The 24,834-nt window shown below is 69.4% G+C and carries 19 protein-coding genes and 1 pseudogene; 7 read left to right on the top strand and 13 right to left on the bottom strand.

Going from position 1 to position 24,834, the window contains the following annotated elements; all coding sequences use genetic code 11:
• Nucleotides 1-526: hypothetical protein (locus LPU43_RS24755; protein ID WP_229402915.1), on the top strand; the 526-nt coding region annotated here is incomplete at its 5' end.
• Between the two features lie 737 nt (nucleotides 527-1,263).
• Nucleotides 1,264-2,688 (top strand): hypothetical protein, encoded by a 1,425-nt coding sequence (locus LPU43_RS24745; RefSeq protein ID WP_229402914.1) that lies wholly within the window; start codon nucleotides 1,264-1,266, stop codon nucleotides 2,686-2,688.
• A gap of 267 nt (nucleotides 2,689-2,955) precedes the next feature.
• Here the strand turns inward: LPU43_RS24745 and LPU43_RS28990 are convergent, their stop codons facing one another.
• The gene (locus LPU43_RS28990; protein WP_373321810.1) at nucleotides 2,956-3,084 is read right to left on the bottom strand and encodes a hypothetical protein; all 129 of its coding nucleotides are present in this window, start codon (nucleotides 3,082-3,084) and stop codon (nucleotides 2,956-2,958) included.
• Nucleotides 3,085-3,330: 246 nt separating this feature from the next.
• Between LPU43_RS28990 and LPU43_RS24735 the strand changes: the two genes are divergently transcribed.
• From LPU43_RS24735 to LPU43_RS28825, 3 genes and pseudogenes are all read left to right on the top strand, one after another.
• Nucleotides 3,331-4,158 carry a M55 family metallopeptidase gene (locus tag LPU43_RS24735; protein WP_229402913.1) on the top strand — a complete coding sequence of 276 codons (828 nt, stop codon included), beginning with the start codon at nucleotides 3,331-3,333 and terminating at the stop codon, nucleotides 4,156-4,158.
• A gap of 682 nt (nucleotides 4,159-4,840) precedes the next feature.
• Nucleotides 4,841-5,680: an alpha/beta fold hydrolase gene (locus LPU43_RS24730; protein WP_229402912.1), complete on the top strand. Its 840-nt coding sequence runs from the start codon at nucleotides 4,841-4,843 to the stop codon at nucleotides 5,678-5,680.
• A 212-nt stretch (nucleotides 5,681-5,892) separates the two neighbouring features.
• Nucleotides 5,893-6,150, top strand: a pseudogene (locus LPU43_RS28825) (hypothetical protein); the annotation flags it as partial.
• Here the strand turns inward: LPU43_RS28825 and LPU43_RS24725 are convergent.
• The 6 genes from LPU43_RS24725 to rhaI form a co-directional block, all read right to left on the bottom strand.
• Nucleotides 6,127-6,798: a LutC/YkgG family protein gene (locus tag LPU43_RS24725; RefSeq protein ID WP_306416168.1), complete on the bottom strand. Its 672-nt coding sequence runs from the start codon at nucleotides 6,796-6,798 to the stop codon at nucleotides 6,127-6,129. The pseudogene LPU43_RS28825 and the gene LPU43_RS24725 sit on opposite strands and share 24 nt — an antisense overlap.
• On the bottom strand, nucleotides 6,780-8,207 hold the full coding sequence (locus LPU43_RS24720) for a LutB/LldF family L-lactate oxidation iron-sulfur protein (RefSeq protein ID WP_229402944.1): 1,428 nt from the start codon (nucleotides 8,205-8,207) through the stop codon (nucleotides 6,780-6,782). The genes LPU43_RS24725 and LPU43_RS24720 overlap by 19 nt, the downstream gene beginning before the upstream one ends.
• An 82-nt stretch (nucleotides 8,208-8,289) precedes the next feature.
• Nucleotides 8,290-9,018 (bottom strand): (Fe-S)-binding protein, encoded by a 729-nt coding sequence (locus LPU43_RS24715; RefSeq protein ID WP_229402911.1) that lies wholly within the window; start codon nucleotides 9,016-9,018, stop codon nucleotides 8,290-8,292.
• A gap of 1 nt (nucleotide 9,019) precedes the next feature.
• Nucleotides 9,020-10,429 (bottom strand): rhamnulokinase, encoded by a 1,410-nt coding sequence (locus LPU43_RS24710; protein WP_229402910.1) that lies wholly within the window; start codon nucleotides 10,427-10,429, stop codon nucleotides 9,020-9,022.
• Nucleotides 10,426-12,450 carry a bifunctional aldolase/short-chain dehydrogenase gene (locus tag LPU43_RS24705; protein ID WP_229402909.1) on the bottom strand — a complete coding sequence of 675 codons (2,025 nt, stop codon included), beginning with the start codon at nucleotides 12,448-12,450 and terminating at the stop codon, nucleotides 10,426-10,428. Before LPU43_RS24705 ends, LPU43_RS24710 begins: the two co-directional genes overlap by 4 nt.
• A 1-nt stretch (nucleotide 12,451) precedes the next feature.
• Nucleotides 12,452-13,615 carry an L-rhamnose isomerase gene (gene rhaI / locus LPU43_RS24700; protein WP_229402908.1) on the bottom strand — a complete coding sequence of 388 codons (1,164 nt, stop codon included), beginning with the start codon at nucleotides 13,613-13,615 and terminating at the stop codon, nucleotides 12,452-12,454.
• A 76-nt stretch (nucleotides 13,616-13,691) separates the two neighbouring features.
• On the opposite strand from rhaI, the gene LPU43_RS24695 reads away from it, so the two are divergent.
• Nucleotides 13,692-14,726, top strand: coding sequence for a LacI family DNA-binding transcriptional regulator (locus LPU43_RS24695; protein ID WP_229402907.1), 1,035 nt, complete (start codon nucleotides 13,692-13,694; stop codon nucleotides 14,724-14,726).
• Between the two features lie 257 nt (nucleotides 14,727-14,983).
• On the opposite strand, the gene LPU43_RS24690 is transcribed toward LPU43_RS24695, so the two are convergent.
• The 6 genes from LPU43_RS24690 to LPU43_RS24665 all read right to left on the bottom strand — a co-directional run bounded on the left by LPU43_RS24690 (nucleotide 14,984) and on the right by LPU43_RS24665 (nucleotide 23,714).
• Nucleotides 14,984-18,520 (bottom strand): discoidin domain-containing protein, encoded by a 3,537-nt coding sequence (locus LPU43_RS24690; RefSeq protein WP_229402906.1) that lies wholly within the window; start codon nucleotides 18,518-18,520, stop codon nucleotides 14,984-14,986.
• Between the two features lie 81 nt (nucleotides 18,521-18,601).
• Complete coding sequence (locus tag LPU43_RS24685; RefSeq protein ID WP_229402905.1) at nucleotides 18,602-19,510, bottom strand: carbohydrate ABC transporter permease; 909 nt, start codon at nucleotides 19,508-19,510, stop codon at nucleotides 18,602-18,604.
• Nucleotides 19,507-20,490 (bottom strand): carbohydrate ABC transporter permease, encoded by a 984-nt coding sequence (locus tag LPU43_RS24680; RefSeq protein WP_229402904.1) that lies wholly within the window; start codon nucleotides 20,488-20,490, stop codon nucleotides 19,507-19,509. The genes LPU43_RS24685 and LPU43_RS24680 overlap by 4 nt, the downstream gene beginning before the upstream one ends.
• 5 nt (nucleotides 20,491-20,495) lie before the next feature.
• Entirely contained in the window at nucleotides 20,496-21,908 is a 1,413-nt protein-coding gene (gene ngcE / locus LPU43_RS24675; protein ID WP_229402903.1) for an N-acetylglucosamine/diacetylchitobiose ABC transporter substrate-binding protein, read from the bottom strand.
• Between the two features lie 91 nt (nucleotides 21,909-21,999).
• Entirely contained in the window at nucleotides 22,000-22,758 is a 759-nt protein-coding gene (locus tag LPU43_RS24670; protein ID WP_229402902.1) for a sugar isomerase domain-containing protein, read from the bottom strand.
• Complete coding sequence (locus tag LPU43_RS24665; RefSeq protein ID WP_255686619.1) at nucleotides 22,755-23,714, bottom strand: MurR/RpiR family transcriptional regulator; 960 nt, start codon at nucleotides 23,712-23,714, stop codon at nucleotides 22,755-22,757. Before LPU43_RS24665 ends, LPU43_RS24670 begins: the two co-directional genes overlap by 4 nt.
• A 97-nt stretch (nucleotides 23,715-23,811) precedes the next feature.
• Here LPU43_RS24665 and LPU43_RS24660 point away from each other — a divergent pair, with 97 nt between their 5' ends.
• Nucleotides 23,812-24,798: an N-acetylglucosamine kinase gene (locus LPU43_RS24660; protein WP_229402900.1), complete on the top strand. Its 987-nt coding sequence runs from the start codon at nucleotides 23,812-23,814 to the stop codon at nucleotides 24,796-24,798.
• The last annotated feature ends 36 nt before the right edge of the window (nucleotides 24,799-24,834 follow it).

The raw sequence follows: 24,834 nt of genomic DNA, 5'->3' as shown, positions 1-24,834 counted from the left end.
CCCGGCCGGGTACTTCGATTCCGCCGCCGCCTCCGCGCACAGCCTGGCCGACCTGCACGCCGCGCAGGGCGAGCTGGCCTCGGCCGAGCCGTTCTACGCCGAAGCGGTGGACCTGATCGAGGCGAGCCGGCGGGAACGGCCGCACGACGACCGCTCCCGGATCAGCTATGTGCGCGGCAAACAGGGCGTCTACCAGGGGCTGGTGCGCTGCCTGCTGGCCCGGGACGCGGTCGGTGAGGCGTACGCCGTGGTGCAGCGGGCCAAGTCCCGGGCGCTGGTGGAACTGGTCGCCGTGGCGGAGATCCGACCCACCGCACCGGCCGGCAACCGGTTCGCCGCCCTGCTGGACGCCGAACGCCGGCACCTGACCACCCTCCGCAGTGGCACGCCCGGCGGTGCCGCCGTCGAGGCGCTGGACCAGCTCCGGTCCATCTACGACGAAATGGCCCGACACGACCCCGGGTACGTGGCGCTGCGGCGGGGGTCCACCGCCACCATCGAGGAGATCCGGCACGTCCTCGGGTGAACCGCCCGGGATCCGCGGCTCGGGCATGAATCACTTCCCCTGCCGCAGGGATGATCCGGGGAGTGGCGTCAGCGATCCGGGTGGCTCTGGCGGGCAGCTGATAGCGCTGCTGTTTCTCAGCCGGTCGCCGGGTGAACCCCCTTCCGGCACCCTCCCGCAGCATCGAGAGGCGCGAATATGATCAAAACCATGGCACGGTTTCCGCTGATCATGCCTTGCCCCTTATCGAGACGGCTGGATTAGAATCGCCTGTCCCACCTTCTGAAAGATGTCTCGCAACTCGGTGATGGCGTTGCCGTTCAACGGTACTGATGTCACCCGAGCAGGATGGTGTGGTGGAGGTGGGCGATGCCGGAAGCGGGGTCGGCCAATGCGCTGGCGGCGCGCCGGCGATCGCGCAGGGTCGTGAATGTCTTCATGCGGGCCAGGGCGTGCTCGACCCCGCGCCCGGACCTTGCGGTGCTGCCTGTTCAGTTCCTTCTTCCAGTCGGGCAGTTCGCTGCCGTCGGGGGAGGTTTGCGGTACCGAATGATCACCTCGGGGTTGCCGCGGTAGGCGGCCGTCGGCCATGACAGCCGTCCGGCCAGCATTTCGTCGACACCTGGAGCATGGCCAGTCGCAAAGGCGACTCCTCCGTGAACTTTCACGGCAGGTATTGATGCACATCACTCTAATCGGCTTAGATGGGTAGGCGTTCTCGATCTGGGAGCGCGCACCTGCCGACCGAGGAGAACCCTTTGCCAAGGCTCCACCTCCGGGCACGTCGGGCACACGCCCTCACCGCCGCCGCCGCGACCCTGCTCGCGACCGCCCTCGCCGTGGTCACACCCACCGCCGCCTACGCGTGGGGGCCCGGCGCCGAACCCACTCAGCCGTACGCGCAGCCAGCCCTCCCCGACGTGCCCGTACGCGGGTGCCAGTCGACAGTGGCCAACCCGTCCGCGCCGACCGGGGCCAGCCCCGCCCTCCAGGTCATCTACGCCTGGCACGACGGCAACGGCAACAACTACGAGGCCAACGTCGAGTACATCGCCAAGGTGGTCGACCGCGTCGACTGGGCGCTGGACCAGTCGAGCAACTACGACCAGCACGTCAAGCTGAGCTGCCGCACCGGGTACGACACCAGCACGTACGCCGGCTACGCCCGCTCGCTGGTCGTTCCCGAGAAGATCGACGCCGGGGCCAACCCGAACACCAGCGCGGCCACCGTCCGCAGTGACCTGATCTCTGCCGGATACGACGACAGCAACCGCATCTATCTCGTCTTCACCGACTTCGCCTCGAACTCCGACGCCTACCTGTGTCCCACCGGCGGTGGTTACGGCTCCTCCGGCGGGCACTGCTCGGCGGTGACCGAATCGTGGACCACCGGCGTGGCGGGGCACGAGCTGGCGCACGTGCTCGGTGCTCCGCACGCCTGGATGACGGAGACGGGAGCGCCGTACTACCCCGAGATCATGTACAACTGGGTGGACCACTGGAACCTCGACCCGGGCTTCCGCAACTACTACGACCCGAGTGAGCTGTCGGCCAGCTTCTATATCGACCCGCACCCCTCCACGGCCACGGGGAACATCGCGAACCACCCGATGCTGACCGCACCCACCTGCTGCGACGTCGGCGCCAACAACGACTCGCTCACGGCCGAGCAGCGGACATTCGAGGCGGCCACGCCAGGCAGCAGCACGTCGACGTTGACCTCGTCCAGCGGCTGGCACCAGGTCACCCCCTCCTGCGGCACCTCGGGGATCTCCTGCACCTACTTCGACGGGCGTCGGTCGGCGCAGTACAACACCTACACCGGCCCCTTCAGCAGCTCGTCGATCTCGCTGACCAACCGGCCGGCGGTGACCGCCGGCAACACGTACAAACTCTTCACCAGGCTGCGGGCCAACGCCGCGGTGACCACACAGCTCCAGCTCGCCTGGTACAACTCCGGCGGCACCCTGCTGTCGACAAGTTCCGGCACCGCGTCGACGCTCGCCAGCAACTGGCTGGAATACCGGCTGACCGCCACCGCTCCGGCGAACGCGACCTCCGTGCGCGTCACCCTGGCCGTGCCCAACCAGTCGACCACCGGCAACTACGCAATCAACATCGACAGTTTCCAGCTCAACAACTGCACGGCGAACACCGGCGGCAACTGCCGCTACGACACCTGACCCTCCGCTGATCCGGACCCGGTGCGGGCCGGCGGGCAATCGCCCCGCCCGCACCGGGCGCGGCGCCCACCGTGCCACCCGCCTGACCGCGTCAAGTCCCAGCGTAGTTGCGTCGACGGTCCGGCCGATCGACTTTGCCGACGGGTTCTGGCGTCAGATGCTGTTCCAGCGCCGTCTGTCCGGTGCGGAGTTCGTATCGCTGGGTATCAGCGCGACCTTGGCGACATCCGATCCGTCCGTCGCCGTGCCGATCCGGTCGATGCCGAGTCAGCCGAGGCCGCGTACCAGGGGTAGGAACACCTCGTCCACGATCTCGACTAGCACCTCGTCGGGGACCGAGGGGATACCGCGCATCGCGTACTCGGCGCGTAGCAGCATTATCGGTGTCGTCGCCACCCGGTGATGGGTGGGCGCCGCCGGCGCCTCGCCCCGGGCTGCGGCCCGTTCAAGCATCCCGAGCCAAGCGCGGTCCATGGTGTCTGCGCCGGACCCATCGCGCAGGCCGTGTGGTTCCCGCTTGGTCCCCGGTCGCTGACACGCTGGCGGTCACGGCACGCGGCATTCGTCTTCTGGCACCCGGCCTTCGCGCTCGCGTGGTGCGAGATCGACCATTGTGCCAGGAACGCGTAAGGTCCTACATCCATGAAGGTCTTGATCTCTGTAGACATGGAAGGGATCTCGGGGATCGTGCATCCCACCGAGACGAATCCGGATCGTTACGACTATGAGCGGGGCCGGGCGTTGATGACAGCCGATGCGAACGCAGTGATTGCCGGTGTTTTCGATGCCGAACCCGACGCCGTCGTGTGGGTCGCCGACGCACACGGACCGTTCCGGAACATCCTGCCGGAGGACCTCGACCGGCGCGCTCACCTAGCGCGAGGCAAACCCCGCTCGCTTGGCATGCTCACGGGGCTGGACGAGGACACGGATGCCGCCATGTTCATCGGCTACCACGCTCGGGCCGGCGCTGGGCCGGCCGTGCTGGCGCACACGATGAGCGGTGACATCCTCGACGTGCGGGTAGCCGGACGGTCGCTGGGCGAGATCGGCCTCAACGCCGCCATGGCGGGGCACCTGGACACGCCCGTCGTTCTGCTCAGCGGAGACGACACCGCCTGCGCGGAATTCAGTGAGCTGGCGCCCTCGGCGGTCACCGTCGCCGTCAAGCACGCCCTGGGTCAGGCCGCCGCCGTGACCGTGCATCCGCAGGAGGCACGGGAGCGGCTACGCCGCGCCGCCGCCGATGCGATCACCCTGCGAGCATCGATCCCCCCGCCAAAGATTGCCGGGCCTCTGGACGTTGAGGTCGACCTGTACGGCCCTTACATGGTCGACCTCGCCGTTCTGGTGCCGGGTGTGACCCGCGTCGGCGGTGGCCGAACGGTCGCCTTCCACGCCGCTGACTTCGCCGACGCTTATCGGCTGGTTCAGCTGCTTGTCCAACTCGCCACCATCAAACCCGGCTAGCTCGTGAAGCAACCTTCTGTCCGCGTCGCCAGCCGGTCCGGCCGCCGCCGGCCGCAGGTCGCCAGTAGGCCTGCGCCCTGCCTGCGCAGCCCGCTTTGCGAGCAGCCTTAACGACTGGTCAAAATGCGCTAGCCGCCGCAAACTTGACCGATCCTGGCCCCCAGAATGCAGACGAGGGCATATCCATCGATGAGATATGCCCTCTGAGCTGCGTCGGGACGGCCGGATTCGAACCGACGACCCCTTGACCCCCAGGACGCTTCGCCACACGTCCACGCACGTCACGCACGCCGTTCCCAAGATCAGACCGTGCAGTTGACGGCACGTCGGTCACCAGCGCGCACACCGTGTGGTCCCCACCTGGTCCCCAGGCGCTGACACGCTCGGCGAGCGCAGCACACGGTAGTACTCCAGCCACTCATCTCTCTACGCAACACGCCCATCACGGGCGAGTCGTACACCACTTCCGCGGACGCGGCCTTCCGCCCGGCCAGTTGTCCATCTCTGAGAGCCAACCCCAGTCGCGTACGTTCAACGCGACGCATACCAACGGCGGGGACGTGTAGCTTGTGCCGCCGTCCCCGCGTCACAGGTCCACCACGCCGCCCTGGAGGTTCATGATGTATCCGACGGTCCACTCGTTCCGCACGTCCGGCGGCGTCATCGCGATGACGGAGGCGTGATGACGACGGTCGAGGCGGACGGCGTCACGCTCGGGGTCGAACACTTCGGCGACACGGCGGCGCCGCTCGTTCTGCTCGCGGGCGGCACGACCATGCTCTCCTGGCCCGACGCACTCTGCGAGGCGCTCGCGCGCGGCGGGCGCCACGTTGTGCGGTACGACCTGCGCGATTCCGGCGCGTCGACCACCGTCGATCCCGAGGCTCCGGCGTATACGCTGCGCGACCTTGCAGCCGACGCCGCGGCACTCGCCCGCGAACTCGACGACCGGCCTGCGCACCTGGCGGGCATCGGCGTTGGCGGGATGGTCGCCCAGGTCGCTGCGCTCGACCACCCGGACGCGTTCTCGGCGCTCACCCTCGCCGGAACGCGGCCCGTCGCCCCAGGCCCGGTCGACGACGACCTGCCTGACCACGACGCGGCGACGATGACCCGGCTGTTCTCGCGTTCGATGCCCGATTGGTCCGACCGCGCCGCGGTGGCCGAGTTTGCCGCCGCAGGCGCGGAGATCCTCGGTGACGACCCCGTCGCCGCGCGCGCGACCGCCGAGCGCAGATGGGACCGCACGCCGGGCATGGAGCCCGCGGTGCAGATGGCCAACCACCTGGGCATGGTGTTCGCCAAGCTCGACTGCAAGCCGCGCTGGCGCGAGCGCCTGTCCGAGCTCGCGATCCCGTCGCTTGTGGTGCATGGTCGCCGCGACCCGTTCTTCCCTGTCGGCAACGGCGAAGCGCTCGCGCGCGAGATCCCCGGTGCGCGGCTGCTCGTGCTCGAACGGGCCGCGACGGCGATCCCCGATGCGGCCGCCGAGGAGGTCGCGGCGGCGATGCTCGCGCTCTAGCAGCGGACGCCTCTCGGTATCTCTCACCACTCCCTCGCCGTCCGTGGTCATCTTGCGGACCTGGCCTCGCTGGCGGATCTCTGAGGAGGGTCGGGGTTCGGGGCGGACTCCGAGGTCTTCGAGTCCTGGTCGTCTCCAAGCGTGGCCGGGCGGCCCGGCCAATGCCGGCCGGAGGTCGCCAGCAGGCCGGGGCCGGGCCTGCGCGGTCGCTTTGCGGGCCGCTACGCACCTTCGTCATCACCGGCTCGAACCACCCGAACCACACCGTCCTGACCCGGCGGCTGCAGGCCTACCTGCGGTGGCGCAACGCCAACGCCCGCCACCCCGACGTCCTGGCCGCCCAACGCCGCGAACGCGCCCGCATCCGCAGCGAACGACAACGACGCTGGGGCCGACCCGCCACCCGCGCAGCCTCACCAACACCCTCAACCTTCGTGGTCAAGGCACTAGGTGACGAGCAGGACGTGTAGCGTGCGAGGGCCGTGCACGCCCTCGACCCGGTCGAGTTCGATGTCGCTGGTGGCCGAGGGACCGCTGATCCAGGTGAGTGGCCGCCCCGGTTCGAGCCGGGCGATCGCGTCCGGTACCGAGGCAACCACCTGGTCGGTGTGGACGATACAGACGTGCACGTCCGGGAGCAGGGTGAGCACTCGACGGCCCTGGTCGAGCGAGGCGTCCAGGACGATGGTTCCGGTGGCGGCGATCGCGACCGCCGCCGCGGTGATCACCACGTCCTTGGCGGCGATCTGGGCGTGGGTGAGGTGCCCGTCGTCGCGCAGCACCGTCGCTCCGGGTGGCAGCCAGCCTTCCGGCAGGCCGGGTGGCACGACGGCGGCACGCCCGGCGAGCAGCCGGTCGATGACGGCGGCGATGCCACCCGTGGAGCAGTGGTGCACGGTGGCGTGGTAGTCGGCCAGGTTCTCGGCGAGCCGGTGCGCATCGCCCGCGCCGGCCGGTCCCTGATAGGCCCGGGGCACCTCCGCCGGCGCTGGGCGCTGGTCGCCGAGGGCGGCGCGCAGGCGGCCGAGCACGAGATCCCGGCTACTTCCGGCTCCTGAGTCGTCCTCTGGGCGCAGCGGTGCGGGTGTGGAGTGGTTGTTCATCGCTTGGCCCACCACTGGCGGAACGTCTCCTTGGGCAATTCGGGCAGGTCCCGAGCGGCGGTCCAGCCGGAAAGCGGCCGCGGCAGACCCTGGCCGCGACGACCCGCGATGCGAGCCAGCTTCGCGGCGCGCTGCGCGGCCGCATACAGCTTCGGGTGGTCCATGGTGTACGCGGCCGCGGCCATCGCCGCCCGTTCTGCTGCCGGGTGCGGGGCCTGATTGCGCAGGTGCACCAGCAGCTCCGGAATATTGATCTTGACCGGGCAGGCGTCGAAGCAGGCCCCGCACAGCGACGACGCGTACGGCAACGACGCATTGTCCTCGATCCCGGTCAACTGCGGCGACAGCACCGCGCCGATCGGCCCCGGATAGACCGACCCGTACGCGTGCCCGCCGGTACGTTCGTACACCGGGCACACGTTCAGGCAGGCGGAGCAGCGGATGCAGTGCAGTGCCTGCCGCCCGACGGAATCCGCCAGCACCGCGCTACGCCCGTTGTCCAGCAACACCAGGTGGAACTCCTGCGGCCCGTCGCCGGGCGTCACCCCGGTCCACATCGTGGTGTACGGGTTCATCCGCTCCCCGGTCGACGAGCGCGGCAGCAGTTGCAGGAACACCTCCAGGTCCTGCCAGGTCGGGAGAACCTTCTCGATACCCATCACGGTGATCAGTGTGTCCGGCAGGGTCAGGCACATCCGCCCGTTGCCCTCGGACTCGACCACCGCCAGGGTTCCGGTCTCGGCGATCGCGAAGTTCGCCCCGCTCACGGCCACCTTGGTGGACAGGAACGTCTCGCGCAGGTAGCGCCGCGCGGCTGCGGCCAGCACCCGCGGCTCGTCGGTCAGCGCCGGGTCGACGCCGGGCATCGCCCGCAGGAAGATCTCCCGGATCTCCGCGCGGTTGCGGTGGATCGCCGGAACCAGGATGTGACTCGGCTTGTCCCGGCCGAGCTGCACGATGAGCTCGGCCAGGTCCGTCTCCACCGCCGCGATTCCGGCCGCCTCCAGAGCCTCGTTGAGGCCGATTTCCTGGGTGGCCATCGACTTCACCTTGATCACCCGGTCGCTGCCGGTGGCCCGTACCAGCGAGGTGACGATCGCGTTCGCCTCGTTGGCGTCCGCCGCCCAGTGCACCACTCCCCCGGCCTCGGTGACCCGCGCCTCCAATTGCTTCAGCAACTCGGGCAGCCGCGCCATCACGTCGGCCTTGATCGCCGAGCCCGCCTCACGCAACTGCTGCCAGTCCGGCAGCTCGCCGATCACCGCCGCCGACTTGCCGCGGATCGTGGTGGTGGCGTGGCCGACGTTGCGCCGCAGCTGCGAATTCGCCAGAGCCTCGCGGGCCGCGGCCGGGAACGGCTGGTCGCCGCGCAGGTGCCCGACACCACGGGGCGCACGCGCCGGCATACCGAGAAACGTCACGATTCCGCCTCCGTGCTCATGGTCCCGCCCTGCCGAACCCCGCCCGCGTGGCCGTCGTTCGGCGCGGCCGGCTCGGTGCTGTCGGTCATGACGTCGACGCCAGGATTTCGGCCAGGTGCACGGTTCGCACCCCGGTACGCAGCCGGGACAATCCGCCGCCGATGTGCATCAGACACGACGCGTCCCCGGCCGCGCACACCTGGGCGCCGGTCGCCAGCACGTTCGTCATCTTGTCGGCGAGCATCGCCGCGGAGGTGTCCGCGTTCTTGAGCGCGAACGTGCCGCCGAACCCGCAGCACTGCTGCGCATGCGGCAGCTCTATCAACTCCAGGCCGCGCACCGCGCGCAGCAGCCGCAGCGGCCGGTCCCCCACCCGCAGCATCCGCAGCGAGTGGCAGGTCGGGTGGTAGGTGACCTGGTGCGGGTAGCAGGCGCCCACGTCCTCGACGCCGAGCACGTCGATGAGAAACTCCGACAGCTCGTAGGTACGTGCGGCGACCTCCTCCGCAGAGGCAGCCAGCCTGGTGTCCCCGGCGGCCGTGGCGACCATGGCGTGCTGGTGTCGGATCGAGCCGACGCACGATCCGGACGGCGCGACGATCACGTCGTAGGGGGCGAACACGTCGGCGTAGCGGCGCACCAGTGGCAGCGCCTCCCGCTGGTAGCCGGTGTTGACGTGCATCTGCCCGCAGCACGTCTGTTCCATCGGGAAGACCACCTCGTGGCCGAGCCGTTCGAGGAGCCGTACGGTCGCCTCGGCCGCCTGCGGGAACAGGGTGTCGGCGAGACAGGTGGCGAAGAGTGCGACACGCATGTCAGGCCTCCAACCGCTGTTCGGCCGCCCGCCAGGCTGCTTCGTCGCCGCGTGGCTGGTATTGGGTGAGGTGGTGGGTGTCGCGCACCAGCGTGCGTAGCTGTGTCAGGCCGCCGCCGACCGCGCCGGCGGCGCGAGCCTGCACCAACACGTTACCCAGGGCAGTGGCTTCGACCGGCCCCGCGATGACCGGCAGGCCGCAGGCATTGGCCGTGAGCTGGCAGAGTAGCGCGTTGCGTGCTCCGCCGCCGACGATGTGGATGACGTCGGCGTGATGCCCGGACAGCTGCTGCGCCTGGCGCAGCGCGCGGCGGTGGGCCAGGGCGAGGCTGTCGAGGATGCAGCGGACGATGCGGGCCGGTGCGGTGCCGGCGGCGAGCCCGGCGATGCGGGTGAGCCGCCCTGCCATGTCGCCGGGCGGCAGGAACACCGGGTCGTCCAGATCGACGACGTGGCCGAGCGCCGGCTCCTCGCCCGCCGCCTTGAGCAGCTCGGCGAGGTCGGGGTTGTCCCATTCGCGCAGGCATTCCTGCAGCGGCCACAGTCCCATGACGTTGCGCAGATAGCGGATGGTGCCGTCGATGCCGCTCTCGTTGGTGAAGTTCGCCGCCCGTGATGCCGTGGTCAGCACTGGCTGGGCCAGTTCGAGACCGGCCAGCGACCAGGTGCCGCAGGAGATGTACGCGAAGTCGGCACCTGCCGCGGGAACCGCCACCACTGCGGAGGCCGTGTCGTGCGAGCCGACCGCCACCACCGCCGGCGTGCCCGGCAGCTCGCGCGCCGAGCCGATCCGGGTACCGGGCTCGACCAGCGGCGCGAACAAATCCGGCCGGAGTCCGGCGTCGATGATGAGCTCGGTGGCCCAGACCCGTCTGCGCACGTCGAACAGCTGGGTGGTGGAGGCGTTGGTGATCTCGGTGACCTGCTCACCGGTGAGCCAGTAGGCGAGCAGGTCGGGGATCATCAGCAGCCGTCGGGCGGCCGCGAGCTGCGGGGTGCCGGCGGCTGCGGCGAGCTGGTAGAGGGTGTTGAACGGCAGCTGTTGCAGCCCGGTGGTGTCGTAGAGCCGCTCTTTGCCGAGCTGCTCGGTGACCGGGCCGAGGACGCCGTCGGTCCGCGCGTCGCGGTAGTGCACCGGGTTGCCCAGCAGTGCCCCGGAGGCGTCGAGCAGACCGTAGTCGACGGCCCAGGTGTCGATGCCGAGGCTGTTCACCGGACCGGCCGCGCGCAGGCCGTGCAGGACGCCCTTGAAGAGGGCCAGGATGTCCCAGTGCAGGGTGCCGCCGGCGCGTACCGGCTCGTTGGCGAACCGGTGCGCCTCGGTGAGTTTCAGCCGGCCCGGCCCGGCGCGGCCGACCATGACGCGCCCGCTGGACGCGCCGAGGTCGACCGCGGCGAACGTACCGGTCATCGCAGGAAGGCCGCAGCGACGCCAGCGTCGACCGGGATGTGCAGGCCGGTGGTGTGCGTCAGCTCGCCGCCGGTGAGGGCGAACACCGCGTTGGCGATGTGTTCGGGCAGCACCTCGCGCTTGAGCAGGGTGCGCTGGGCGTAGAACTCGCCGAGCTTCTCCTCCGGCACGCCGTAGACGGCGGCCCGGTCGGCACCCCACCCGCCGGCGAAGATGCCCGAGCCGCGCACCACACCGTCGGGGTTGATGCCGTTGACGCGAACGCCGTGCGGGCCGAGCTCGGCGGCGAGCAGCCGTACCTGGTGGGCCTGGTCGGCCTTGGCCGCGCCGTAGGCGACGTTGTTGGGGCCGGCGAAGACCGAGTTCTTGCTGGAGATGTAGATGATGTCGCCGCCCATGCCCTGGGCGAGCAGTACCCGGGCGGTCTCCCGGGAGACCAGGAACGCGCCCTTGGCCATCACGTCGTGTTGCAGGTCCCAGTCCTGATCGGTGGTCTCCAGCAGCGACTTGGACAGCGACAGCCCGGCGTTGTTGACCACCAGGTCGACGCCGCCGAAGGCGAGCACCGCGTCGCGGACCGCGGCCGCGACGGCCGCGGCGGAGGTGACATCGGCGGTGACCGCGATCGCCTGATCCGGGCCGCCGATCTCGCGGGCCACCGCCTCGGCCGACGAGGTGTCCCGGTCGGCGACCACCACGCAGGCGCCCTCGGCGGCCAGGCGCAGCGCGATCGCCCGGCCGATGCCGGAGCCGGCGCCGGTGACCAGCGCGATCCGGGCGGCCAACGGCTTGGGCTTGGGCATCCGGGCCAATTTGGCCTCTTCCAGGGCCCAGTACTCGATGCGGAACTTCTCCGCCTCGTCGATCGGCGCGTAGGTGGAGACGGACTCGGCGCCGTGTATCACGTTGATCGCGTTGACGTAGAACTCGCCCGCCACCCGAGCGGTCTGCTTGTTCGTGCCGAACGAGAACATGCCCACGCCGGGGACCAGGACGATCGCCGGGTCCGCGCCGCGCATCGCCGGGCTGTCCGGCGACGCATGCCGCTCGTAGTAGGCGCGGTAGTCGTCGCGGTAGGCGGCGTGCAGCTCTTTGATCCGGGCCACGACCTCGTCGACTGGCGCGTCGGGGGCGGTGTCCACGACGAGTGGCTTGACCTTGGTGCGCAGGAAGTGGTCGGGGCAGGAGGTGCCGAGCGCAGCGAGTTCGGGCATCCGTTCGCGGCCGACGAAGTCGAGGACGACGTCGCTGTCGGTGTAGTGGCCGACCTGGGCACGGTCGGTGGAGGCGAGGCCGCGCAGCACCGGGAACAGGGCGGCGGCGCGCTCCCGGCGTACCTCTGCGGTCAGCGGCTGGTGCAGCAGCTCGCCGAAGGGCGCGCTGCGGCCGTGCGCGGACAGGTAGGCCGCGGCGGTTTCGATGATCTCGGTGGAGTGCGCCTCGCACTGCTCGCTGGTGGCACCCCACGCGGTGATGCCGTGACCGCCGAGGACCACGCCGATCGCCTGCGGGTGTGCCTTCTGCACGGCGGCGATGTCCAGGCCGAGCTGGAAGCCCGGACGCCGCCACGGCACCCAGACCACCCGGTCGCCGAAGATCTCCTTGGTCAACGCCGGGCCGTCGGCGGCGGTCGCGATCGCTATGCCGGCGTCCGGGTGCAGGTGGTCGACGTGCGCGGCGTCGACCAAGCCGTGCATCGCGGCGTCGATCGACGGGGCGGCGCCACCGCGGCCGTGCAGGCAGTAGTCGAACGCGGCGACCATCTCGTCCTCGTGGTCGACGCCGGGGTAGACGCCGGTCAGGGCGCGCAGTCGGTCCAGGCGCAGCACCGCGAGACCCGATTCGGTCAGGGTGCCGAGGTCGCCGCCGGAGCCCTTGACCCAGAGCAGGTCGACCGGCTCACCGGTGACCGGATCGACGGCGCTGCCTTTGGCAGAGGTGTTGCCGCCGGCGTAGTTGGTGTTGCGCGGGTCCGCGCCGAGTCGGTGGGAACGGGCGATCAGTTCGTGAACGGTCGACATGTCAGGCTCCCCAGCCGGCCTGGACGCCGCCGGCGCGCTCGGTACGGATCTTGTCGAAATAGCCGCTGCGGTGGTAGGCGGCGACCGGGTCAGGGTCAAGGCCCTCGGCCGCGCGGAAGTCGGCGAGCAGCGGGCGCACGTCGGTGTTGAAGGCGTCCATCAGCACCGCGTTGGCGGCCAGCACGTCACCCTGGTTCTGTACGTCGGCCAGCGCTTCCCGGTCGACCAGCAGGGCCTTGGCGGTGGCCTCCTGGACGTTGAGCACCGAGCGGATGATCGCCGGGATCTTGGTCTCGATGTTGTGGCACTGGTCGAGCATGAACGCGATCCCGGCCTCGGGCTTCAGCGCGTCGCCGCGGACGATCTCGTACATGATCCGGAAGAGCTGGAACGGGTCGGCGGCGCCCACCATCAGGTCGTCGTCGGCGTAGAAGCGCGAGTTGAAGTCGAACGCGCCGAGCTTTCCCCGCCGTAGCAGGAACGCCACGATGAACTCGATGTTGGTGCCCGGCGCGTGGTGGCCGGTGTCGATCACGACCTGCGCCTTCGGGCCGAGCTCCAGGCAGTGCGCGTACGCGGTGCCCCAGTCCGGCACGTCGGTGGTGTAGAGGGCCGGCTCGAACAGCTTGTACTCCAGCAGCATCCGTTGGTCGTCGCCGAGCCGGTCGTAGACCTCCCGCAGCGCCTCGGCGAGCCGGTCCTGCCGGGACCGGATGTCGTCCTGACCCGGGTAGTTGGTGCCGTCGGAGAACCACAGCTTCAGGTCCCGCGAGCCGGTGGCGTCCATGATGTCGACGCACTCGAGGAGGTGGTCGGTGGCCTTGCGGCGCACCGCCGGGTCCGGGTTGGTGACGCTGCCGAGCTTGTAGTCGTCGTCCTGGAAGACGTTCGAGTTGATCGCGCCGAGCGCGACGCCCTGCTCTGTCGCGTACGTCGACAGCGCGGCGTAGTTGTCCACCCGGTCCCACGGGATGTGCAGGGCCACGGTGGGCGCGATCCCGGTCAGCCGGTGCACGACCGCGGCGTCGGCGATCTTCTCGTACGGGTCCCGGGGCACGCCTGGCTGCGCGAACACCTTGAAACGGGTGCCGGAGTTCGCGTACGCCCACGACGGCGTCTCGATGCGCTGGTCGCGCAGCGCGCTGTGAAACGTTTCATCAGCCATGCGCCCAAACTAGGGGCGAGCACCTGCCGCGTCAACCCTTACCATCCGATGTGACGTTTCAAGCGAAAGGAACATCGTGACTGCACGCAACGGCCGTGCCCCATCGGTCAAGGAGGTCGCCGCCGCCGCAGGCGTCTCGCTGGGCACGGTCTCCAACGTGCTCAACCGCCCGTCCGTGGTCAGCACGAGCACCCGCGAGCGCGTCGAGCGCGCGATGGCCGAGCTCGGCTTCGTCCGCAACGAGTCGGCCCGCCAGCTACGCGCCGGCACCAGCCGCGCGCTGGCCTACGTGATGCTCGATGGCGGCAACCCGTTCTTCCACGACGTCGCCGCCGGCATCGAGTCCGCTGCCGAGGACGCCGACCTCTCGGTGTTCGTCTGCAACTCCGGCGGCGGCATCGAACGCGAGGCCAAACACCTCGACCGGCTGCTCCAGCAGCGGGTCCAGGGCATCCTGCTCACCCCGGTCGACCCGGGCGCCCCGCACCTGGCCGAGGCCGCCCGTCGCGGCACCCCGATCGTGCTGGTCGACCGCGCGGGTGACACCCGCGACCAGTGCTCAGTCGCCGTAGACGACGTGCTCGGCGGTCGGATCGCTGTCGAACACCTGCTCGAACGTGGACACCAGCGGGTGGCCTTCGTGGGCGGCCCGGAGTCAGTCGGCCAGGTCCGCGACCGGCTGCGCGGCGCCCGCGAGGTGTGGGCGGAACTCGGTCGCCCCACCGACGATCTGCTCCACCTGCCCACCGGTGCACTGACCGTCGCCGAGGGCCGCGCCGCCGGCGAGCGTCTCGCTGGGCTACCGGCGCGGCGGCGGCCCGGCGCCGCCTTCTGCGCCAATGACCTGCTCGCGCTCGGCCTGCTGCAACACGCGGTAGGCGCGGGCGTACACGTGCCGGGCGAGCTCGCCATCGTCGGCTACGACGACATCGACTTCGCGGCCGCCGCGGCCGTCCCGCTGACCTCGGTTCGCCAGCCCCGCCAGGAACTCGGGCGGACCGCGGCCCGGCTGGCGCTCGACGAGGCCACCAACCCGCAGCACCGGCACGAGCAGGCGATGTTCGCACCGGCTCTGGTCGCCCGCGCCTCCACCGGCCTGACGAGATCATGATCCGTCTACGGCGGCCCAGGCCGTCCCGGTCGCCGCACCGTAGGCGCGCAGAACCTCGACGCTGAGCCATGCTGGACTCGCGAATGACCAGCTTCGGCTCGACGACGATGTCCTGCTGCGAGCATGAGCATATGAGCACAAAGGGTCACCACTTCTCGGGGTGGAAACTCGCCCTACTGCGGTTTCCGCGTTCGCGCCGATGACCAGAAGGCCGGGGCGCGGTCGTGAACGACCGCGCCCCGGCCCGCACTGACCTGTCAGTAGCTCCCGAGGTCGAGCCAGGGCCCGTTCCGGTCACCGGGCTCCTGGTTGCGAGTCCACCACTGCGCCTTCCACAGGTGGCCGTCGTGGGCCACGATGTCGCCGCTGGTGTAGATCCACGAGGTCGTCCACGAGGCGTACCTGCCCTCGGGGGTCTGCACCGGAACCCCCACCTCGGCCCAGGCGCCCCGCGGGGAGACGCCCGGCACCTCGGCGCGCGTCGACCACTGGGCCTCGTACGCCCGGTCGTTGTGGATCACGCGGGCACCCTTGCGGTACTCGACGGCGCGTTCCCAGTTGGGATGACGGACCAGCGCCTCCAGGGCGGTGGCCAGCGCCCGCTCGGCCTTGTCCACCTCGTACTGGTAGGGGTGTGCGGCCGCGGCGACCGTCCTGGCCTTCGCGAGTGCCTCGGTGAGGCCCGCCCAGCTCTCGGCCGTGTACTGCGGTTCCGACTTGCCCTCGGCCTCGGCGATCCGCTGCCGCAGTGCCTGCCGGTCGCTGGCCGGCGTGCCGAAGGCTTCGATCTCCGCCACCTGCATGAGGTAGCCGTCGGCCGCGTGGCCGCCCATGCGCAGCTTGCTGCTGACGATCCGGACGAAGGCGGCGCGCACGGGCTTGTCCAGGGTGAACACCCGCGGCTTCGCGGTGCTGCCGTCGTCACCCTTCACGTCGGCGATGGTGGTCCAGTCGCCGCCGTCCGACGAGAGCTGCACCTTGTAGTCGACCGGGAAGGCGCCGATCGCGTGGACCTTCACCTCGCTCACGTCGTAGTCGGCGCGAAGCCCGACGACGGCCCACTCCTGCGCGTTGGGGGTCGTGTGTCGCCGGATGTTACTGGTCCAGCCGTTGTCCGTCCGCCCGTCGACCAGGAACTTGGAGGCGTAGCCCCACTGCTCGTAGGTGCTGTCGGGGGTGGTGGAGGACACGACCACCGTCTTGTTCTTGGCGATGTTCTGGCCCTCGACGTACGGCGGTGGCGCGGGCGTGGCCGGCGGGGACTCGGGCGCCGCGGTGCCGCCGTCGTCGTGGTACACCTCCAGCTCGGCCAACGCCGCGGCGTAGCGGCCGCCCCACCGGTTCATCTCCTGCACGGCGATCCGCACGTAGCGGCCCTTGGTGGCGTCGAAGCTGTAGCTGAGCGGACCGGCGGCGCGGCCCTGACCGCTGACGGTCCTGACCGTCCGCCACGACTCGCCGTCCGACGACACCTGGAGGGTGAAGTCCCGTGGGAAGGTGCCGCCGTAGTCGATGGCGGTGCCCGCCGGGTAGAGGTCGATCCGGTTCAGATCCTGTTCCCTGCCGAGGTCGACCGTGAGGTTCGCCTTCCGGGAGGCCTCGGTGGTCGGCGTGCTCCACCCGTTCACGGCGCCCTGGGCGAAGCGCTGCCCGTCGGTGACGCTGGTCGGCGACCAGTCGCCCCCGCTCTGGGTGCTGTCGGCGGTGACCGGCTTGCGCTCGGCGATGTTGACGTTCACCGGAGTCGGACGGGCGTCGTAGTCGTAGCCGGCGGGGAGCATGTAGAGGACGGCCTCGCCCTTGTCGAACCTACGGTTCAGGGCCCCGTTGTCCAGCGCGACGCCGACCGGCTTGCCGGTCTGCCGGCTGATCTCCTCGAGCGAGCCGATCCCGGTGCCGAAGCGCAGCGAGACGTCCTTCGCCTGGGTGAAGCTGTTGTTGACGACCATCACGTAGTTGCGGCCGTTCTCGCGGTCACGCATGTACGAGAAGGTGAGGTCGTCGTTCGACTGCGCGCGCACCAGGAAGTCCGCCGGCACCGCTTCCTGGCCCCAGGTCTGACCGTTGAGGTAGACCTCCTTGGCGTCCAGTCTCATCAGGGTGGGCCCGAGGGCGTGGATCTCGCTGTTGAGCTGCTTCACCGGCTCGAACAGGTCGGTCTTCTTCCCGTCCGCGGTGATGATGGCGTCGGTGAAGACCTCGCCGCGGTTGGTCGGCGTCCACCAGGTGAAGTACGAGAGGTTCTTGTACCCGTACGCGAGAGCCATGTTGGCCTCGTAGCGGATCTCGGTCGGGTTCATCCGCCGGAAGTTGCCAGGAACCCCGACGGCCTGCAGGTACTGCGCCGTCTTGACGTTGTTGGCCAGCCCGACCTTCCGCACCGTGTTCATGTTGTTCAGGAAGCCGGTGTAGTCGAGGCTGTTCTCGGTCCAGCCGAAGGGGTACCGGTCGTACATCAGGTAACCGCGGTCACCGACCCGGTCGAGCCACCCCTGCGTCACCCGCGCGAACTCGGCCTCGGACCCGTACACCGAGCTCGGCTGGAAGTTCAGGTGGGCGTCGTACTCGGGCGCGACCTCCTTGATGGTGTTGAACACCCGGGCGAACGGGGTCGGGTCGTACGGCTCGTCCACGATGAAGAACCCACCGACGCCTGGGACGTTGGTGTATCCCAGCACCTCCTTCCGGATCTGCTCGTCGGTCATGTTGACCATGCCGGGCCCGATGCGGCCGTCCTGGACCATGATCTGGAAGCCGTTCTTGTGCGCCAGCCGCGCCATCTCCAGGTTGATCTCCTTGGAGGTGTGCAGCTGGGTCGCGAGCACCAGATCGATCCCCGCGTCGCCCAGGTAGCTGTACTGGGTCTCGTTCACGTATTCCGTGGTGGGCGGCCAGAAGGCCGAGATCACGAATTTGTCCTCGACCCGTTCCACCTCGTTCCGGACCTCGACCGGGATGGACGTGGACTTCCCCAGCTGCGGCGCGGCCATCGTGATCACCGTCTTGCCCGGTGCCACGGCGGTCACCACGCCCGAGCCGTCGACGGTGGCCACACCCACGTCGGAGGAGGTCCAGACGAGCTTCGGGGTCCCGCTGGGCGCGACCGCCCGGTGGGGTAGCCGCTCGACGGTCCCGGTCTCCAGCAGCAGCGCGGGCTTCTCGATGGACAGGATCGTCTCGTTGAGCCCGCCGAAGACGGCCAGTTCGGAGAGCTGTACCAGGTAACCGTCACCGGTCGGGACGCCGTTGCGGCGGGTGACGTACAGCCGCAGGAAGCGGCCCTCCACGTCGGCCAGGTCGACGACCTGGGGCGCGGTGCGGCCGGCCGCGTTGCCGGTGCTGGTGAAGACGCTGCGGTACTCGTTGCCGTCGGCCGACACCTCGATGCGGTAGTCGGCGGGGAAGCTCTTGTCCCTCGGGAACACGACGACGCGGTCGATGTCGTGTGACGCCCCGAGGTCGTAGCTCACCCAGGCCGCCGTGGCGGGGTTCTGCACCTTGTCGTACGGGTTGGTGCTCCAGCCATCGGCCTTGCCCGCCACCCCGTTGTTGAGCAGCGACATGGCCCAGGACTCGTTGGCCATCTCGTAGCTGGACGAGGACGCCACCCTGGCGCTCGCGGCCACGTTGGTCGTGCCGTCCGGGGCGTAGCCGGCGACGTCGTACGGGTCGGCAGGAATGTTCGACGCCGACGGGGCCGCCGATGCGTGGGTGGGGGCGTTGACCAGCCCCCAGGTTGTCGTCGCCGCGACGATGAGCCCAGCGGCCATCATGCGGCGGAGAGGCGCGCGCAAGACTGTCCTCATTTCCTGTGGACGTGACACGCCTGACGACAGGCGTGAAGGGGTTGGCTAGGTGCGGAGGGTGAGCGCGGGCTAGCGGAAGGTGCCTTGTGAGACCGAGCCCTCAAGCCGGCGCTGGAAGATCACATAGATGACGAGTACGGGAAGGACGGTCATCACGACCGCCGCGAACAGGGCGCCGAAGTCGACCGCGTAGCCGGCCCTCGACGCGAACACCGCCATGCCCTGCGTCAGCACGTAGTTGTCACGATCGGTGTTGAGGACGATGGGCAGTAGGAACTGGTTCCACAGCCCGAGGAAGTTGAAGATGGCCACCGAGGCCAGACCGGGTTTCGCCATGGGCAGCATCACCCGGAAGAACGTGCTCCACTCCCCCGCGCCGTCGATCTGCGCCGCCTCGTGGATCTCGTCCGGCAGCGCCTTGAAGAACGAGTGCAGGAAGAAGACGGTGAACGGAAGGGCGAACGCGACGTAGGTCAGGATCAGGCCCGGCAGGGTGTTCAGCAGCCCGAAGTTCCGCAGGATGAAGAAGAGCGGCACGATCGCGAGGAACAGCGGGAACGTCATCGAGGTGATCAGCGCGTTGTAGATCAGCCGGTTGCCCGGGAAGCGAAACCGCGCCAACACGTACGAGCACATCGCGCCGAGCAACATGACGATGAACAGCGCGGCGCCCACCACGATGACCGTGTTCAGGAAGTAGCCGCCGATTCCGGCGCCCGTCCAGGCGGCCGTGTAGTTGCGGAAGCTCCACTCGCTGGGCAGCGAGAACGGCGACGCCAGAATCTCACCGGTCGACTTGAACGACGACATGACCGTCCACAGGAACGGGACAATGACGATGACGGCCCAGGCGACGAGGAGGGTGTGTGAGGTCGCCGCGACGGCGATGTCGCCACGGCTGGTTCTCCGGCGACGTCGAAGCGGGACGGGGGTGGCCGGGGTGGCCGGTCGCGCCTTCCCGGTGGCGAGCGCAGTCATGTCCGCTCCTTCCCGTCGGCACGTCCGCCGGTCAGGCGGTCGGCCAGGAACACGATCGCGGCGAACATCAGTGTCACCACCGCGAGTACCACGCCCATGGCGGTCGCGTACCCGAACTGCCCCTTACGGAAGGCCACCATGTACAACTGCTGGCTCATGGTCAGCGTCGAGTACTCGGGCCCGCCGGTGGGGTTCAACGCCTGCATGTAGATGAACGCGTCGAGGGCGATGATGCCGAGGTAGACGTACGCGGTCCGTACGCTGTCCCGGATCTGCGGGATGGTGATGGAGAAGACGGTGCGTAAGCGACCGGCGCCGTCCAGGCGTGCGGCCTCGTACGTCTCCGCCGGGATGCCTTTGATCGCCGCGACGAACAGCACGGTGTAGAAGCCGACGAAGCCCCAGACGATGACGAAAATCGACGCCGGCAACGCGGTGGTGGCCCTGCCGAGCCACGGGAAGTCCGCGAACCCGTCGAGGCCGACCCCGGCGAGAAGGCCGTTGAGCAGCCCTCTCGACGGGTCGTACACCTGGGCCCAGATCAGCCCGATGGCGATGGCGGGCACCGTGTACGGGAAGAACGAGACGATCCGGTAGAAGCCGGACCCGCGAAGGCCCCGCACGGTTCCCGTACTCGGGCCACCGACGGTCACCATGCTGGCGATCGCCAGGGCCAGCACGATGGTCACGATGGGCACGACGATCGCGAGCACCACGTTGTTCAGCAGAGCACGCAGGAAGACGTCGTCGCCGAAGAGCTTGACGAAGTTCTCCAGACCGATGAAGCGCATGTCCGGCGAGAAGCCGGTCCAGTCCGTCATCGCGTAGTACAGCGCCTGGACGAACGGCGAGATCACGAAGATCGCGAAGATGGCCAGGGGAAGCACCAGGAACACCGCCATGAAGCTCACCCGGTCGAAGGTGAGCCTGCCGCGGCGCTTGGCGGCACGCCGGCCGCCCAGCATCGTCGTACCTGTCATCGCATTCAGCTAACCTTGATCTTCTGGATGGACGAGTCGTTCGCGATCTTGTCGCTCACGGACTGCAGGCCCTTGGTCATCGCGGCGACGTCGAGGTCGCCGGCGAGGAACGAGTTCCACAGGACGAGTTGGTCGGCGCCCATCCCGTAGTAACCCTCGGAGACGAAGTCGAAGATGTGCTGGCCGGCGGCCTCGAGCATCTTGGTCTGCGAGACCAGCGCGGTCGAGCCGTACCCGTCGGCCGGTACGGTCCCCTTGACGATCGTCGGCGCCAGCCGGGTCTTCGAGAAGTTGGCGGCGGCCTCGTTGGAGAGCATCGCGCGCAGCACCTCCTTGCCACCCGCCGGGCTCTTGCCCTTGGCCGGCACGATGAACGGTTCGCCGGCCGCGGCGCGCAGCGCCTCGAACGGCAGCGCCGGGCTCGTCGACAGGGTCGGCACCGGCACACCGGTCATCCGGAAGCCCGCCTTGGTGGCCTTCTTCATCTCGTTCTCGATCCAGCCACCCGAGCTGTACAGCAGGGCCTGCTGGTCGTTGCTCCACTTCGCCTGCGCGGCGGTGAACTGGGTGCCCGCGCCACCGGGAACGATGTAGCCGGCCCGCACGATGTCGTGGATCTCCTTGAGAACGCCCTGGACCGCCGGGTGCGACCACGCCTTCGGCGCCAGGTTCTCCAGGGCCAGGCGTACCTCGTGCCCGCCCTCCTTGATCGCCGAGTCGACCATCGTCCACTGGTAGTAGTTGGCCGCCTCCTTGCCGAAGACGAACAGGTACTTGCCCTTCGCCTTCGCCTTGGCGCCGAGGTCCTTCGCCTCGGCCCAGGTCTTCGGCGGGGTCCAGCCGTTCTCCTCGAACAGCGAGGCCGAGTGCCAGAGCGAGAAGACGGTCATCACGTAGTTCAGCGCGACGAACTTCCCGTTGAACGTGCCGGGCAGCTTGACCCCCGGGTAGAGGCTGTCCGCGATCTTCGTACCGCCGTAGTTGGTCGCGTCGAGGACGTCGTCGAGGGTCTCCAGCTGGTCGACGATCGTGCTCAGCGAGATCTTGCCCGCACCGCCGTTGTTGATCAGGTCAGGCGGGTTGCCGCCGACGAACCGGGGCTGGAGTTCCTGGGCGATCTCCGTCGACGGCTGGACCTTGATCTTGGTGCCGCTGTGCTTCGCCTCGGCCAGGCCGCCCGCGAACGTGACGTAGTCGTAGCCGTAGCCGCCGTTGAAGATGACCGCGTCGACCTCGGTGTTGGCGGCCAGTCCGAACGGGTTCTCGGCGCTCTTGGCGCCGTTGGTTGACGTGCCCTTGGGCTCGTCGCCGCCCGGCGAGGCGCACGCGGCCAGCACACCGGCGACGGGGACCAGCGACGTCGCCAGCGCACCCCGCAGGAACAGCCGGCGATTGAATGGTTTCAATTCAGAGGACATGGGTGGCTACCTTTCGATGGGCCTTGCTGCCTGCGATTTCTGTGGCCGTGGCGGTCCCCCGCGGCTCGGGCGTCGCCGCGGTTGCCCGGGATCACGCGACGGGCTTGATGCGTGCCCCGTAGCGTCGTTCCAGGGCGCCGTTGTGCTCATCGCCGCCGGGAATGTTGGCCGAGATGTACAGCGGCGGCACCTGCCCGGCCGTCCGGATGCGCTCCGCCGCGCCGATGGTCAGCAGCTGCGCGAGGTAGGCGGCGGTGATCGACGAGACCGGCCCCACCCCGAGCCCGTCACCGAGGTCGAGGGTGGCGTCCCCGTACGGAGCACGGTTGTCCAGGACGATGTCGGCGACGTCCGAGAGCCGCTTCCCACTGGGATGCTTGGGGACGACCGCGTTGGAGTGTTCGAGGCTGGTCACGGCGATCACCGGATGCCCTTCGGCCTTGGCGCGCAGGGCGAGCCCGACGATCGAGCCGTTCACGCCCGAGTTGGAGGCGATGAGGAACACGTCGGCCGGGCGCATCTCGTACAGGTCGTAGAGTTCGTCCACGATGCTGTTGTCGCGTTCCAACTCGGCACCGACGAGGATGGAGGCGTCGCTGCGGGCACCGAACAGGACCAGGTCCCGCAGCGCGATGGGGTGGCTCGGGATGAGCCCGCCGGCCCGGCCGGCGATCTCCATCGCGAAGGCCTCGGAGTGACCGGTGCCGAAGGCGTGCAGCACACCGTCGTTCTCGATCGCGTTGACGATCAACTCGATCGCCCCGTCCAGGCCGCCCGAACGGGCGTCCTCGTCGATGGCGCGGAGGCGGCTGGAGACCTGCGTGAAGTAGTCACTGAAGAGGGGCGTCATGAGGAAGGCGTTCCGTTCGTCGGGGAGGCGGTCGCGGCACGCGGCGGCCGGGACTGAGTTTCGCGATGGTTGGCGATGGCGGCAGCGGTCCGGGCGAGCGTGGTCGTGGTGCGTTCGAAGTTCTGTTGCGCGACCATCAGGTAGAGCAGGTCGAACACGAACAGCTGGGCGTGTTGTGCGGCGAAGTCCCCGGGCTGGAGGTATTCGCCGGGCGCGTAGCTCTGGATGTGCACGTCGGCGACCGCGGCGAGCGGCGAACTGGGATCGCTCGTCAGCGCCACGGTGAACGCGTTCTGTGCGGCGGCGAACCCCAGCATCTCCACGGTCTCGCTGGTGCGGCCACTGTTGGAGACGCCGATCGCCACGGCGCCCTCCCCCAGCAGCGCGCCGCTGGTGAGGCCGAGATGCACCTCGGTCCACGCATGCGCGTTGATCCCGATGCGGTACAGGCGCTCATGCATGCCGGCAGCGACGAGCCCACTGCCGCCGATGCCGTAGATGTCCACGTGCTGGCTGGTGGCGATGGCGGCGGCGACCCGTTGCAGCAGAGCGAGGTCGGCCAGATCGGCGGTGGCCTGCAACGCGCCGACGTGCGCGTTGAGCAGCGTCCGCAACACCTTGGCAGGGTCCTGCCGCGGGTGGAAGGTCTGCCCGATCACCTGCTCCCAGGTGTCCTGCGCGCTCGACCGCCCAAGGTCGGCCGCCGAGCTGACCCGCAGTTGCAGATAGCCGCCGTAGCCGATCAGCCGGCAGAAGCGGGTCACCGTCGCCGCCGAGGTGCCCGCGCGTTCCGCGAGCTCGGTGATCGACAACTGGAGCGGCAGCTCGGGGTTCTCCAGGAGGAGCTGACCGATCTTGGCCATGGACTGCGTCATGTGTGACAGCTGCGCCCGGATGCGACTGTTGACGCCGAACTCGGCAGTCGTTTGCGCCGGGGGTACCTCAGCCGAAGACATGATGATGAAAAGTCCTATCACTGTTAGATTTGGTTTGTGAAAACTAATTGCAGAGTCTCGGCGGGGGCAACGGCCCACAGGTCACGGGTTGGTAACGATGCCTGACCTGCTCGCCGTCGATGCCGGTGGCACCTCGACCCGTAGCATCGTCGTCACCGTCGAGGGTCGATGTCTCGGTTACGCCCGAACCGGCAGCGGAAACCCGACCTCCGCCGGGGCCCAACACGCGGCCGCCTCGGTGGCGGCCAGTGCCGCGGACGCGTTGGCCGCCGCCGGCGTGCCAGGCGAGGAGATCGGCGGGGTCGTGTTCGCCATGGCCGGCGCGAGCCCGCAGATGGACGTCGAGGCGTTCACCGCACCACTGAAGGCACTCGGCATCACCGCCACCCCCGTCTTCGAATCGGACCTGCTGGCCACCTTCTTCTCCGGCACCTACCGGGAGGCCGGCTACGCGCTCGTCGCCGGCACAGGCGCGGCGGCCATCAGGGTCGAGCGGGGGCGGACGATCGCCACCGCCGACGGGCTCGGCTGGCTGCTCGGCGACGACGGCTCCGGCTTCTACATAGGGCACCGGGTGGTCCGGGCGGCGCTGACCGAGCTCGACCGCCGCGGCCCGGCCACCGCGCTCACCGGACTACTCCTGGACCAGCTCGGCCAGGCCGGTGGCCACGCTCCGGATCCCGACGGTCGCCCGGCCATCGTCTCGTACGCGCTGGACACCCTCTACGCGATCCGCCCGGTGCAGCTCGCCCAGTTCGCGCACCTGGCCTTCGAGGCCGCCGGCGACGAGATCGCCGACGCGATCGTCCGCGACGCCGCCGACGCGCTGCTGCGTACCCTCAACGCGGTGGTCGCCCCCGGCCTGAGCGGCGTGATCACACTCGGCGGCGGCATCCTGACCCGGCACCGCACGCTGGCCGACCGGATCGCGGCCCGGTACGCCCGGGACGGCACCACCGCGGAGGTACGCGTCGTCCCCGACGGAGTGGTCGGCGCGGCCGTGCTCGCCCTCCGGCAGGCCGGAGCGACCGTCGACGAGGTCGTCTTCGACCGGCTCACGACGACACTCGCGACGCTGCGCTGACGTGCACTGTCGATCGACGGCGCGGCCCCACCCCGC

This window comes from Micromonospora okii, from assembly GCF_020884795.1.
In the GTDB taxonomy this organism is placed as follows: Bacteria; Actinomycetota; Actinomycetes; order Mycobacteriales; family Micromonosporaceae; genus Micromonospora; species Micromonospora okii.
This window is presented reverse-complemented; position numbering and strand designations above follow the sequence as displayed.

Bases quoted from the DNA above. Each gene is read 5' to 3' on its own strand.
- LPU43_RS24735 (WP_229402913.1), top strand. From the start codon at position 3,331: ATGAAGGTCTTGATCTCTGTAGACATGGAAGGGATCTCGGGGATCGTG.
- LPU43_RS24730 (WP_229402912.1), top strand. From the start codon at position 4,841: ATGACGACGGTCGAGGCGGACGGCGTCACGCTCGGGGTCGAACACTTC.
- LPU43_RS24715 (WP_229402911.1), bottom strand. From the start codon at position 9,018: ATGCGTGTCGCACTCTTCGCCACCTGTCTCGCCGACACCCTGTTCCCG.
- LPU43_RS24710 (WP_229402910.1), bottom strand. From the start codon at position 10,429: ATGACCGGTACGTTCGCCGCGGTCGACCTCGGCGCGTCCAGCGGGCGC.
- LPU43_RS24705 (WP_229402909.1), bottom strand. From the start codon at position 12,450: ATGTCGACCGTTCACGAACTGATCGCCCGTTCCCACCGACTCGGCGCG.
- rhaI (WP_229402908.1), bottom strand. From the start codon at position 13,615: ATGGCTGATGAAACGTTTCACAGCGCGCTGCGCGACCAGCGCATCGAG.
- LPU43_RS24685 (WP_229402905.1), bottom strand. From the start codon at position 19,510: ATGACTGCGCTCGCCACCGGGAAGGCGCGACCGGCCACCCCGGCCACC.
- LPU43_RS24680 (WP_229402904.1), bottom strand. From the start codon at position 20,490: ATGACAGGTACGACGATGCTGGGCGGCCGGCGTGCCGCCAAGCGCCGC.
- ngcE (WP_229402903.1), bottom strand. From the start codon at position 21,908: ATGTCCTCTGAATTGAAACCATTCAATCGCCGGCTGTTCCTGCGGGGT.
- LPU43_RS24670 (WP_229402902.1), bottom strand. From the start codon at position 22,758: ATGACGCCCCTCTTCAGTGACTACTTCACGCAGGTCTCCAGCCGCCTC.
- LPU43_RS24665 (WP_255686619.1), bottom strand. From the start codon at position 23,714: ATGTCTTCGGCTGAGGTACCCCCGGCGCAAACGACTGCCGAGTTCGGC.
- LPU43_RS24660 (WP_229402900.1), top strand. From the start codon at position 23,812: ATGCCTGACCTGCTCGCCGTCGATGCCGGTGGCACCTCGACCCGTAGC.